Annotated in this window: 11 protein-coding genes; 7 read left to right on the top strand and 4 right to left on the bottom strand. The window is 69.4% G+C overall.

Annotation, left to right across the window (positions count from 1 at the left end):
* Nucleotides 1-38 precede the first annotated feature (38 nt).
* From araD1 to O4G76_RS07850, 4 genes are read left to right on the top strand one after another with little or no spacing between them, the layout of a single operon-like run.
* Nucleotides 39-1,022, top strand: coding sequence for an AraD1 family protein (gene araD1, locus O4G76_RS07865; RefSeq protein WP_269396815.1), 984 nt, complete (start codon nucleotides 39-41; stop codon nucleotides 1,020-1,022).
* Nucleotides 1,023-1,032: 10 nt separating this feature from the next.
* Entirely contained in the window at nucleotides 1,033-2,775 is a 1,743-nt protein-coding gene (araD, locus tag O4G76_RS07860) for an L-arabinonate dehydratase (protein WP_269396814.1), read from the top strand.
* Complete coding sequence (locus O4G76_RS07855; protein ID WP_269396813.1) at nucleotides 2,775-3,719, top strand: Gfo/Idh/MocA family protein; 945 nt, start codon at nucleotides 2,775-2,777, stop codon at nucleotides 3,717-3,719. Before araD ends, O4G76_RS07855 begins: the two co-directional genes overlap by 1 nt.
* A complete protein-coding gene (locus O4G76_RS07850; RefSeq protein ID WP_269396812.1) occupies nucleotides 3,716-5,212 on the top strand; it encodes an aldehyde dehydrogenase (NADP(+)) in 1,497 nt (498 codons plus the stop codon). The genes O4G76_RS07855 and O4G76_RS07850 overlap by 4 nt, the downstream gene beginning before the upstream one ends.
* Nucleotides 5,213-5,374: 162 nt before the next feature.
* On the opposite strand, the gene O4G76_RS07845 is transcribed toward O4G76_RS07850, so the two are convergent.
* Nucleotides 5,375-5,845: a GNAT family N-acetyltransferase gene (locus O4G76_RS07845; protein WP_269396939.1), complete on the bottom strand. Its 471-nt coding sequence runs from the start codon at nucleotides 5,843-5,845 to the stop codon at nucleotides 5,375-5,377.
* A 246-nt stretch (nucleotides 5,846-6,091) separates the two neighbouring features.
* Here O4G76_RS07845 and O4G76_RS07840 point away from each other — a divergent pair, with 246 nt between their 5' ends.
* The 3 genes from O4G76_RS07840 to O4G76_RS07830 all read left to right on the top strand — a co-directional run bounded on the left by O4G76_RS07840 (nucleotide 6,092) and on the right by O4G76_RS07830 (nucleotide 10,574).
* Nucleotides 6,092-7,249, top strand: coding sequence for an MFS transporter (locus tag O4G76_RS07840; RefSeq protein ID WP_269396811.1), 1,158 nt, complete (start codon nucleotides 6,092-6,094; stop codon nucleotides 7,247-7,249).
* A 366-nt stretch (nucleotides 7,250-7,615) separates the two neighbouring features.
* The gene (locus O4G76_RS07835; RefSeq protein WP_269396810.1) at nucleotides 7,616-9,946 is read left to right on the top strand and encodes a mechanosensitive ion channel domain-containing protein; all 2,331 of its coding nucleotides are present in this window, start codon (nucleotides 7,616-7,618) and stop codon (nucleotides 9,944-9,946) included.
* Between the two features lie 427 nt (nucleotides 9,947-10,373).
* Entirely contained in the window at nucleotides 10,374-10,574 is a 201-nt protein-coding gene (locus O4G76_RS07830; RefSeq protein WP_269396809.1) for a DUF1127 domain-containing protein, read from the top strand.
* A 19-nt stretch (nucleotides 10,575-10,593) separates the two neighbouring features.
* On the opposite strand, the gene ureG is transcribed toward O4G76_RS07830, so the two are convergent.
* Genes ureG through O4G76_RS07815 form a run of 3 tightly spaced genes read right to left on the bottom strand, consistent with a single transcriptional unit; the run spans nucleotide 10,594 to nucleotide 12,330 of the window.
* Nucleotides 10,594-11,229: an urease accessory protein UreG gene (gene ureG, locus O4G76_RS07825; RefSeq protein ID WP_269396808.1), complete on the bottom strand. Its 636-nt coding sequence runs from the start codon at nucleotides 11,227-11,229 to the stop codon at nucleotides 10,594-10,596.
* Nucleotides 11,226-11,891 carry an urease accessory protein UreF gene (locus O4G76_RS07820; protein WP_269396807.1) on the bottom strand — a complete coding sequence of 222 codons (666 nt, stop codon included), beginning with the start codon at nucleotides 11,889-11,891 and terminating at the stop codon, nucleotides 11,226-11,228. Before O4G76_RS07820 ends, ureG begins: the two co-directional genes overlap by 4 nt.
* Complete coding sequence (locus O4G76_RS07815; RefSeq protein ID WP_269396806.1) at nucleotides 11,860-12,330, bottom strand: urease accessory protein UreE; 471 nt, start codon at nucleotides 12,328-12,330, stop codon at nucleotides 11,860-11,862. Before O4G76_RS07815 ends, O4G76_RS07820 begins: the two co-directional genes overlap by 32 nt.
* Nucleotides 12,331-12,339 lie beyond the last annotated feature (9 nt).

Below are 12,339 nucleotides of genomic sequence, written 5' to 3'. Positions count from 1 at the left end.
TCATTGGCAAGTTGGCCCCGAACCGGGAGGGGGTTGGCATGCTGCTGTCGCAGGTAAGGACGGATGAGGGAGTCGCGGTGGTGGCCCGCGAGGGCAGCGAGGCGGCGATCGTGCAAGGCGCGGCCTCGACCTACGCGCTGGCTTGGGAAGCGATCGAAACCGGGCGCGGCATCGCCGAGGTGATCGCCGCGCGGGGGCTGGGTCCGGCGGTCGATCTCGCCGGGCTCGCCGCCGAGGGCCGGCTCATGCTGCCGATCCGGCACCCCGATCCGGGCCATATGCATCTCACCGGCACCGGGCTCACGCACCTGGGCTCGGCGGCGACGCGCGACGCCATGCATGCCGAGACCGACCCCGAGACCATGACCGACAGCATGAAGATGTTCCGCATGGGGCTCGAAGGCGGCAAGCCCGCGGGCGGCGGCATCGGCGCGCAGCCGGAATGGTTCTACAAGGGCACCGGCCATTCCGCCGTGGCACCGGGCGCGCCGCTGGTCTCGCCCGGCTTCGCCGAGGATGGCGGCGAGGAGCCCGAGATCGCCGGCATCTACCTGATCGGCCCGGACGGCCAGCCGGCGCGGCTCGGCTGGGCGCTGGCCAACGAGTTCTCGGACCACGTGACCGAGCGCGTCAATTACCTGTGGCTGGCGCATTCGAAGCTGCGCCCGGCGAGCTTCGGCCCCGAGATCCTCGTCGGCGAACTGCCGCGCGACATCACCGGCAGCAGCCGGATCCGCCGCGACGGCGCGGTGATCTGGGAAAAGCCCTTCGTCTCGGGCGAGGCGAACATGTCGCACAGCTTCGCCAACCTCGAACACCACCATTTCAAATACGGCATCTTCCGCCAGCCCGGCGATCTGCACGTCCATATGTTCGGCACCGCGACGCTGAGTTTCGGCGACGGCATCCGCACGCAGGTTGGCGACGTGTTCGAGATTGAGGCCGCGCCATTCGGCCTGCCGCTCATCAATCCGCTCGCGCAGGCCCCCGATGCGGGCATGGCGCGTGTCACCCCGCTCTGAAAGGCCCCCCATGAGCTTCACCCCCGCCCCCTGGCCCCGCAAGCTGCGTTCGCAGGAATGGTTCGGCGGCTCGTCCAAGGACGCGATCTATCACCGCAGCTGGATGAAGAACCAAGGCCTGCCCGCCGACTTGTTCGACGGCCGCCCGGTGATCGGCATCTGCAACACCTGGTCGGAGCTGACGCCCTGCAACGCGCATCTGCGCGATCTCGCGGAGCGGGTGAAGTTCGGGGTCTACGAGGCGGGGGGACTGCCGGTCGAGTTCCCGGTGTTCTCGCCCTCCGAGTCCACCCTGCGCCCCACGGCGATGATGTATCGCAACCTGTGCGCCATGGATGTCGAGGAGGCGATCCGCGGCAAGTGCATGGACGGCGTGGTGTTGCTCGCGGGCTGCGACAAGACCACGCCTGCACTGCTGATGGGCGCGGCCTCGGTCGACCTTCCGGCGATCCTCGTCTCGGGCGGGCCGATGCTCAACGGGCATTTCAGGGGCGAGAAGGTCGGCTCCGGCACGCATCTGTGGCGGTTCTCCGAGGCGGTGAAGGCGGGCGAGATGACGGCGGAGGAGTTCGTCGAGGCCGAGGCCTCGATGTCGCGCTCGCCCGGCTCGTGCAACACCATGGGCACGGCCTCGACCATGGCGTCGATGGCCGAGGCCCTCGGCATGGCGCTGTCGGGCAACGCCGCGATCCCGGCGGTGGATGCGCGCCGTCGCGTCATGGCGCATCTGACGGGACGGCGCATCGTCGACATGGTCAAGGACGACCTGAAGCCCTCCGACATCATGACCAAGGATGCTTTCGAGAACGCGATCCGCACCAACGCCGCGATCGGCGGCTCTACCAACGCGGTGATTCACCTGCTCGCGGTGGCCGGGCGCGTCGGCATCGACCTGACCCTCGACGATTGGGACCGCTGCGGCCGCGACGTGCCGACGGTGGTGAACCTGATGCCCTCGGGCAAGCACCTGATGGAGGAGTTCTTCTACGCCGGCGGCCTGCCGGTCGTCATCAAGCGGCTCGGCGAGGCCGGGCTCTTGCACCGCGGGGCGCTGACCGTGTCGGGCGGCACGATCTGGGACGAGGTGCGCGAGGTGCGCAACTGGAACGAGGACGTGATCCTGCCGGTGGAGAAGGCGCTCGCGAAATCCGGGGGCATCGCGGTGCTGAAGGGCAACCTCGCGCCGTTGGGCGCGGTGCTGAAGCCCTCGGCCGCCACGCCGTCGCTGATGCGGCACCGGGGCAGGGCGGTCGTGTTCGAGGATATCGACGACTACAAGGCGCGGATCAACGACGAGGATCTCGACATCGACGAGAGCTGCGTGATGGTGCTCAAGAATTGCGGCCCGCGCGGCTATCCGGGCATGGCCGAGGTTGGCAACATGGGCCTGCCGCCGAAGATCCTGCGCAAGGGGATCACCGACATGGTGCGGATTTCCGACGCGCGCATGTCGGGCACGGCCTACGGGACGGTGGTGCTGCACACCTCGCCAGAGGCGGCGCGGGGCGGGCCGCTGGCGGTGGTGCGCTCGGGCGACATGATCGAGCTCGACGTGGCGGCGCGGCGGCTGCATCTCGACATCTCCGACGAGGAACTGGCGGCGCGGCTCGCGGATTGGACACCGCATACGAAAGCCCCGGCCTCGGGCTATGCCAGCCTCTACCACGAGCGGGTGATGGGGCCCGAGACCGGGGCGGATTTCGATTTCCTCGTCGGATGCCGCGGCAACGCCGTCGGCAGGGAGAGCCATTGATGAGCTACGCGAACCCGCCCCGCAAGATCGCCCTCGTCGGCATCGGCAAGATCGCCCGCGACCAGCACGTGCCGGCCCTGCAGTCCAGTCCCGACTGGGACCTCGCCGCGACGGTGAGCCGAAAGGGGAGCGTCGAGGGGGTCGAGGCGCATGATGATTTCGACGGCTTTCTCGCGGCCCGCCCCGATATCGAGGTGGTCTCGCTCTGCCTGCCGCCGCAGCCGCGCTTCGACTATGCCCGCAAGGCGCTGATGGCGCGGCGGCACGTGATGCTGGAAAAGCCGCCCGGTCAGACGCTGGCCGAGGTGCAGGCGCTGCAGCGGCTCGCCGAGAAACAGGGCGTCACGCTCTTTGCCAGCTGGCACAGCCGCATGGCGGCGGGCGTCGCGGCGGCGAAGTCGCGGCTCGTCGAGCGGGTGGTGCAGGGCGTGCGCATCACCTGGAAAGAGGATGTCCGCAAATGGCATCCGGGACAGGACTGGGTGTTCGAGCCCGGCGGCATGGGGGTGATGGATCCGGGCATCAACGCGCTGTCGATCCTGACCGAGATCCTGCCCGAACCGGTGCATCTCGTCGCCGCCGAGCTGGAGTTTCCCGAGAACCGCCATACGCCGATCGCGGCCCGGCTCGATTTCACCGGGGATGTCAGCGCCGTCTTCGACTGGCGGCAGGAAGGCCCGCAGACATGGGACATCGAGATCGAGACCAGCAAGGGATCGCTGGCGCTGCGCGACGGCGGCGCACGGCTCGAGGTCGATGGCGTGGCGGAAAACCTGGTTGACCATCCCGGCGAATACCCGTCGCTTTACGCTCGCATGGCGGATCTGGTCGCGCGCGGCCAAAGCGATGTCGACCTCGCGCCGATGATCCACGTGGCCGATGCCATGACGCTCGGGAGGCGGGTGACCACCGCCCCGTTCGAATTCGACAAGGAGAAGACATGACCGGAGCCCATCTCATCGCGGGTGACACCGTCACGGGCGGCGACAGCTTCGCCTCCGCCCCGGCCGAGGGCGCGTCGCGCGATTACCCCAAGGGGACGCCCGAGCTGATCGACCGCGCGGTGCGCGCGGCCGAGGATGCCTTTGCCGCCTTCGCCGCCACCACGCGCGAGGAGCGTGCCGCGCTTCTGGAGAAGATCGCCGAGGAGATCGAGGCGCGCGGGGCGGAAATCACCGCCATCGGCACCGCCGAGACCGGCCTGCCCGAGGCCCGGCTGACCGGCGAGCGCGGCCGCACCTGCGGCCAGCTGCGGCTGTTCGCGGAGCATATCCGCAAGGGCGATTACCTCGACCGCCGCCACGACACCGCGCTGCCCGACCGGGCGCCGCTGCCGCGTCCCGACCTGCGGATGATCCAGCGCCCCGTGGGCCCGGTGGCCGTGTTCGGCGCCTCGAACTTCCCGCTCGCATTTTCGGTGGCGGGGGGCGACACCGCCTCGGCGCTGGCCGCCGGCTGCCCGGTCGTGGTGAAGGGCCATCCCGGCCATCCCGGCACCTCGCAGATCGTGGCCGAGGCCATCGCCGCGGCCGTCGCGGCCTCCGGCCTACCGGGCGGCGTCTTCTCGATGGTGCATGATGGCGGGCTCGAGGTCGGGCGGGCGCTGGTCGAGCACCCGCTGATCAAGGCGGTGGGCTTCACCGGCTCGCTAAAGGGCGGGCGCGCGCTTTTCGATCGGTGCGCCGCGCGGCCCGAGCCGATCCCCTTCTTCGGCGAGCTGGGCTCGATCAACCCGGTCTTCTGCCTGCCCGCTGCGATGGAAACCCGCGCCGAGGCGATCGGCCGCGACTGGGCCGCATCTCTGACGATGGGCGCCGGGCAGTTCTGCACCAATCCCGGCGTCGTCTTCGTGGCCGAGGGCGATGCGGCCGAGGCGATGGTCGCAGCGGCCACCGAGGCGATGGGCGCGGGTGCGCCGCAGGTGATGCTGACCGACGGCATCGCGAAAGCCTTCCGCGAGGGGGCCGAGCGCATGGCCCGGCTGGCGAAGAAGAGCTTCGGTCAGGCCTGCGAGGGCCGCAACGCCACGCCGTGGCTGATCGAGACCGACCTCGCCGCCTGGGAGGCGAACGAGGATCTCGCCGACGAGGTGTTCGGGCCACTGGGCATCGTGGTGCGGGTGCCGGACGCCGCCGACATGACCCGTGCCGCCACCGGTCTGCACGGCCAGCTCACCGCGACGCTTCAGATGGAAGAGGCCGACACCGATCTGGCCCGGGCGCTGATGCCGGTGCTGGAGCGCAAGGCGGGCCGGATTCTCGTCAACGGCTATCCCACCGGGGTCGAGGTGGCCGATGCGATGGTGCATGGCGGGCCTTACCCGGCCTCGACCAATTTCGGCGCCACCTCGGTCGGCACGCTGGCGATCCGTCGCTGGCTGCGCCCGGTGAGCTACCAGAACATGCCCGAGGCCCTGCTGCCGAGCGACCTGAAGTAAGCGCGCAGGGCATCGCCGCGAGGCGGCGATGCCCTTGCCGAATGCCACGATCTTGGCGGGCCCCGGCCGTTTCGTCCGGGAGTTCATGCGATCGGCGGGGGATGAGGTTTCAGCCGGACAGGCTACATTCCGGGCGCCTTGCAGGGCCAATGCCGTCCTGAGTTATCGGCCGGAGCGCTCCGGTTCAGGGGCCGCCTTCAACCGACCCATGATATGCGAGTCGATCAGCATGCCGTCCCGCAACACGTCCTGCCTTTTCGTCCCCTCGACCTCGAAACCATGCCGCTGGTAGAGCCGCATCGCGGCGTGGTTGTCGATGTTCACGTCGAGCTCCAATCGGCGCAGCCCCAGCCAATTGTCCGCGAGATCGAGCAGCGCCCCGAACATGGCCGTGCCGTAGCCCTTACCGACATGGTCGTCATGCACGATCAAAAGCACCTCGCCGACATGGGCCCGGCGTCTCTTGCACGGCATGAGCCCCGCATGGGCGACGATCTCGTGGACGCCCCCCGCTTCGATAACCCCGACGAGGAAATGATCGCCGGAGTCGGCCGCAAGGCGACGCTCGATCCTGCTTTGCGGATCGAAGGGCAGGCGCAGGGTGCCATGCCTCACGCCGGACAGGTTCGCCATGGCCGTGAGGGCTTTGGCGTCACCCGGTTCGGCGGCACGGATATGCAGGTTCGGAGCATCCATCATGGCATCGGCCTAACCCAAACGGATGGGGGCGGCCATCGATTTGCGGATGAGGCCGATCCGCTCCGGGTCCCGCGGCAGCTCGCCGCCCGGTTATCGTCCCGCCTATGGTACTTCCGCTTGCGGGGCCTATCCTTGCAGAAATCGATTTGAACGACGCCCGAGCGGGCCGGGAGAGACCGAATGGCCGAGATCATCACGCCGTGGCGCAGCGTCGCCGCGGCATTCGCCCTGAACGGCGTGCTTCTGGGCTGCTGGGCCTCGCGGGTTCCGGCGGTCGCCTCGGGCTTCGGTCTGGGCGAGAGCGCGCTCGGGCTGCTTCTGCTGGTGATGGGGGTGGGGGCGCTGGTCTCCTTTCCGATCGCGGGCAAGCTGGCCGATCGCTTCGGCGCGGTGCGGGTGACACGCTGGATCGCGGCGGTCTATCTCGTCTCGATCGCTCTGGTCGGGCTCGCCCCGGTGGTACCGGCGCTCGGGCTGGCGCTGTTCCTCTTCGGCATGTGCCACGGCGCGATGGACGTGGCGATGAACTCCTGGGCCGCCGAGGTCGAGCGGCACATGGGGCGCTCGGTGATGTCGTCCTTTCATGCGATGTGGAGCCTCGGCGCCGGGCTGGGCGCCGCCGGCGGTTTCGCGGCCGCGAGCCTCGCCGCCCCCGTCTCGCTGCATTTCATGCTGGCGGCACTCCTTACGGCACTGCTGTTCGGCCCGTTCCTGCGGATCGACTGGACCTCGCGCGTCGCCAGCGGTGGCGCGGGCGACCCGGTCTTCGCCTTTCCGCGCGGCGCTCTGGTCCTCGTGGGCCTCATCGCGCTTGGCGCGGGTCTGGGCGAGGGCGCGGCGGTGGATTGGAGCGCGGTGTTTCTCGCCGATGTGCTGGGCACGGCCGAGTCGCATGCGACGCTGGGCTACGCGGTGTTCTCGGTTACCATGGTGGCGATGCGGCTTTGCGTCGATCGGCTGATCACCCGCCACGGGCCGCGCCGCGTGGCATTGGCAAGCGGGCTGCTGGCGGCCTCGGGCTACCTGACCTGCGCGCTCGCGGGCAGTCTCGCGGTGGCGCTCGCGGGCTTCGTGCTGATGGGGCTGGGCTACGCGGCGGTGATCCCGCTGGCCTTCAGCCGCGCCGCCGCCGACCCCGAGATCCCGGCCGGACAGGCGATCGCCTCGGTGGCGACGCTGGGCTATGGCGCGATGCTGATGGGTCCGCCAGCGATCGGCTTCGTCGCCGATATCAGCTCGCTTCGGGTCTCGTTCGCCCTGGTCGGTCTCTTCGCGCTCCTGATCGCGGCGCTGTCGCCAGTGCTGGGACGCGTGCGCCCGGCGCCGCAGGCGGCCTGACGCGGTCGTGAAGCCGATGCCGTCGCCGCGCCGTTGCGGGCCCGCGCGCCTGTCCAAGGCCCATGCTACGCTCGTCTATTCCCGCCCGGGCCCCGCCCGCCGCAGCCGCGCCGGACCGGCCCGTGGCGGGGAATGGCAGCGGTTTCACGGCTGTATCCCCCTTTCTTCATCCGCGGTGCCGCGATAGGCACTGCCTCCGAAACGGCGCCGTGCCACGGGTGCGCGCCGAGACATGATCCCGGGCGCCCCGTCGGGCGCTTCGACCGCAATGCCAGCCGCCCGGCCGCCAGACGGTGCTTGGGCCCGTCCGAACGACCAGGAGGAAGGCCGCCGATGCCGCGACCCTTTGCCCAACTGATACACGCGATGACCCTGATGCTGGGCCTGATCCTCGGCCTCGCCCTGCCGCATCAGGCCCTCGCCCAGATCCTGCCCGCCGTGGCCGCGGCTACCGAAGAAGCCGAGGCCGAGGCCGAAGCGGGCCCGCTCACCGGTCTTCTCGAGGTGCTGCGGGACGAGACCGCGCGCGATGCGCTGATCGCCGAGCTGGAGCGCGTGACCACAGAGGCCGAGCCGATCGAGGCGCTGGCCGCCACCGCCGAGGAGGTGCAGCAGATCGAGCCGCGCGTCTCGATCGGCTCGCGCATCGCTCAGGTCACGCAGGACATCGCCGAGGGGCTGGCCGTGCAGGCCGACCAGATCGTCCGCAGCTTCTCGGGCAACGGCAATCTTCTGGGCGGTCTTTCGAGCCTCGACCTGCCGGTGCTGTGGGAAACCTTCCAGAGCCTGATCCTTGTCATCGTCATCACCGTGGCGGTCTGGATGGGCCTGCGCGCGCTGACGAAACCGGTCTATCGCCGCATGGGCGAACGCGCGCTGCATGCGAATTTCCTGCGCACGATCTTCATCTTCATCGGCTCGACCCTGCTCGACGCCGCGGTGGTGGTCGCGGCCTGGGCGCTGGGTTACGCGATTTCGCTGATGGCGCTGGGGGAATATGCCGAGGTCGGGTTCCGGCAGGCGCTTTATCTCAACGCCTTCCTGCTGGTCGAGCTGGTCAAGGTGGCCATTCGCGCCATCGTTTCGCCCACCACTGGCGGGCTGCGGCTGGTCAACCTGTCGAACAGCGCCGCGCTGCGACTGAACCGTCACGTGAACGTGGTGGTGAGCGTGCTGGGCTACGGCCAGCTTCTGGTGCTGCCGCTGGTCAACCGCAACGTCTCCTTCGCCGCCGGTCTCGGCGTCTCGGCGCTGCTGTCGGTCTTCGTTCTTGTCTATCTGGTGGTGCTGGTGATCCGGCATCGCGACGACGTCGCGAACTGGATCGCTCGCCGCCTGATGGCCGAGAAGGTCGAGGACGAGCAGGACCTCCCCGAAGACCATGCGGACGTGGTCGTCCGCGAAACCACCCCCGGGGCGCCGGTCGGCGCGGGTCCGGCGGCCACGCCACCGGCGCGCAAGCAGCTCGGCGGCACGCTGGGCACGCTGACCCGGACCTGGCACTGGTTCGCGCTGGCCTATCTGGGCTTCATGTTCGTGGTGGTGATCTCGCGCTCGGCCGATGTGGTGGCGGGCTATCTTCTCGCCTCGGGCAAGGTGCTGGCCGCGGCGCTGATCGGCTCGCTGATCATCGGCGCGATCGGGCGCGCGCTGCGCCATGGCGTGGTGCTGCCCGCCGAGATGCGGACCAAGCTGCCGCTGCTCGAGCCGCGCCTCAACGCGATCGTGCCCAAGGTGCTGATCGCGCTGCGCCTCGTCGTCACGCTGGCGGTGGTGATCTACACGCTCGACGTGATCGGGCTTTACGATCTCGGCGGCTGGTTCGCCTCGCCGGTCGGTCTCGAGGCCACGGGCCGCATCGTCTCGCTGGCGCTGATCCTGCTGGTGGCGGCGATGATCTGGCTCGCCGTGAACAGCTGGATCGACTATCGGCTCAACCCCGAGGTCGGCAAGATCCCGACCTCGCGCGAGACCACGCTGCTGACGCTGCTGCGCAACGCCTTCGCGATCGCGCTGCTGATCTTCACGCTGATGTTCGCCCTGGCTGAGATTGGCCTCGACATCGGGCCGCTGCTGGCCTCGGCGGGTGTGCTGGGCCTCGCCATCGGCTTCGGTGCGCAGAAGCTGGTGCAGGACATCATCACCGGCGTCTTCATCCAGTTCGAGAACGCGATGAATGTGGGCGACGTCGTCACCGTCGGCGGCACCACCGGCGTGGTCGAGAAGCTGACCGTGCGCTCGGTGTCGCTGCGCGACGTGCAGGGCACCTTCCACATCATTCCGTTCTCCAGCGTCGACATGGTGTCGAACTTCATGCGCGATTTCTCGTATTTTGTCTGCGACATGGGGATCGCCTATCGCGAGGATGTCGACGAGGCGAAGCAGGCGATGTTCGACGCCTTCGAAGAGCTCAAGCAGGACCCAGATCAGCGCGTCAACATCATCGGCGACATGGAGTGGTTCGGCGTCAACAGCTTCGCCGACAGCGCCGTGGTGGTGCGGGCGCGGATCAAGACCGTGCCGGGCACGCAATGGGGGCTGGGCCGGGCCTATAACGGCATCCTCAAGCGGATCTTCGACGCGCGCGGGATCGAGATTCCCTTCCCGCACCAGACGATCTTCTTCGGCGAGGCCAAGGATGGCCGGACCCAGGCGCTGCGGCTCAAGCAGGTCGGCGACGCGCCGGCCGAAGGCTGAGACGGCCTTCGCGGGGGTCGGGGATAGGCGCCGCCTATCCCCGATGGGACAGCGGCGCGGGTCGATCCAAGTTCGATCTCGGCCCGCGACTGCAATGCGTCGAAAGCCCCCACCCGAGTGTTGGCCGGGAATGATTCGCCCTTGCGCGGTCGGGGCTGGCGGCCCGTGCGAAACGGGCAGTTCCGTCGAAATCGCCGCCTGCCGGGGACTTCGCGCGGCGAATGATCGCCCCGCAGACAGATCTGACGCTGCCTGCCCGATCGGCCGGCAGGAGGAAAACGCAGCCCGGTCAAACCAATGATGCTGCATTGCAGCAATTGCATGGCAGGGTACAGCCCGACGGCACTGGTACATGCTGCGTCGAGACGCCAGTCTTCGATCAAGCGGCGCGGGAGCGCCCGTTCAGATCATGTCAGGAGATACCGTCATGAGACTCGCAGTACCGTCCCAGGCCCGTACCGATGTCGCGGGATACCTTGCCTCGGCCACGACGCGGTGGCGCGTCTACCGCCGCACCGTGTCCGAGCTGTCGCGGCTGAGCGACCGCGATCTAGCCGATCTCGGCTTCGCGCGCTCGCAGATCCGCGAGATCGCCCGCGACGCCGCCGCGCGCGCGGTCGCGCGCTGATCCACCGGGCCACGGGGCGTCAGGCGGCGCCCTGCGGTACGAGGCCGCCCATCTCGCGTAGATGCGCCAGCACCTCGTCGACACCGCGCCCGTGGCGGAGCGCGCAGAACACGAAGGGCCGCGATCCCCGCATCCGCGCCGCGTCGCGCTGCATCACCTCGAGCGAGGCGCCGACATGCGGCGCCAGATCGGTCTTGTTGATCACCAGAAGGTCCGAGCGGGTGATCGCCGGGCCGCCCTTGCGCGGGATTTCCTCGCCGGCCGCCACGTCGATGACGTAGACGGTCAGATCGGCGAGCTCGGGCGAGAAGGTGGCCGAGAGATTGTCGCCGCCGCTCTCGATCAGCACCACTTCGATGCCGGGATGCCGCCGCTCCAGTTCCGCCACGGCGGCGAGGTTGAGGCTCGCATCCTCGCGGATCGCGGTATGCGGGCAACCCCCGGTTTCCACGCCGATCACCCGGTCGCCGGGCAGGATCTGCATCCGCATCAGCGCCTCGGCATCCTCCTGCGTGTAGATGTCGTTGGTGATGACGCCGATCGAATGGCCGGGCGCAAGCGCGCGGGCGAGCTGGGCGGTGAGCGTCGTCTTGCCGGCGCCGACGGGGCCGCCGATGCCGATGCGGAGGGGCCCGTTCATCGTTCTGATGCTCATGTGGCGAAGATCCTCGGTTGCTGGGTTTCGTGGCGCATCGACGCGATGTCGCCTATGAAGGTGGTGGAGGAGAGATCGTCGAGCGTGCCGTGCTCGACCTCCTCGGCGATGCGCGCGCAAAGCGGCGCGAGCGCGGATTGCAGCCGCTGCCCCTCGGTCTGGCCCAGCGGCATCAGCCGCTGCGCCGCCGAAACGAGATTGGCCGCGAAGGCCTGCAGGTAGAGCGCGCAAGTGGATCGGGGCGGCAGACCGTGCCGCGCCGCCGCCGCGCCGATGGCGACGGGATAGGCGAGGGGGGCCGCCGTGACGCCCGAGACCCGGGCCTCGGTCCGCGCGAAGGCCGTGCCCTGCCGCTCCGTCTCGATCAGCCGCTCGCGGCTGGCGGCCAGGGCGCGGGCGGTGGCGTCGATGCCGGCCAGGTCGTCCCCATCCGCGTGCCATGCGGCGACGAGCAGCAGCGCGTCGTTGCGACCCGCGCCGAACTCCAGCGTATCGCGCAGCCAGTCATCGAGCGTCGCGCGGTCGAAAACCCGGCCATCCGCGATCGCCCGTTCCAGCCCGTGCGAATAGGCGAAGGCCCCGACCGGGTAGCCGGGCGAGAGCCATCGCGCCAGCGTCAGGGCCTGCAACTCAGTGAGCATGTGCCGTCGCGACATGTTCATGCGCATGGGTGCGGCCGTGACCATAGGCGCCGCCTTCGGGGGTGAATGGCCCGGTCACGTCGCGCAGCTCGGCGCCCAGATGCGCCAGCATATGCGCGATCACGTGGTCGCGGCGGATCACCAGCCGGTCGGGTCTGATCTCGCAGGGCGTGTGCCGGTTGCCGACATGCCAAGCGAGGCGGACGAGGTCGCCGCGCGCCTCGGTCAGCGGCTCGGGCGCGGCCTCGATCGCCACGAGAGAACCATCCGACAGCTCCAGCGCGTCGCCCGCTTCCAGCGAAGTCGTCTGCGGCAGATCGACGAGGAACGGGCGACCCGAGGCGGTCACGAGCCGCTTGCGGCGCAGGAAGCGGCCCTCGTAGTCGAGCGCGCAAGCCTCGTGCGGGCCTGACCAGTGGCCCTTGCGGTGCAGTTGCCGGGCGGTGGGAAGATCACTCATCGCATTACC

The organism is Limimaricola sp. G21655-S1 (genome assembly GCF_027213785.1).
Lineage (GTDB): Bacteria > Pseudomonadota > Alphaproteobacteria > Rhodobacterales > Rhodobacteraceae > Limimaricola.
Note: the sequence above shows the minus strand (reverse complement) of the source record. Positions and strands in the feature narration are given on the sequence as shown.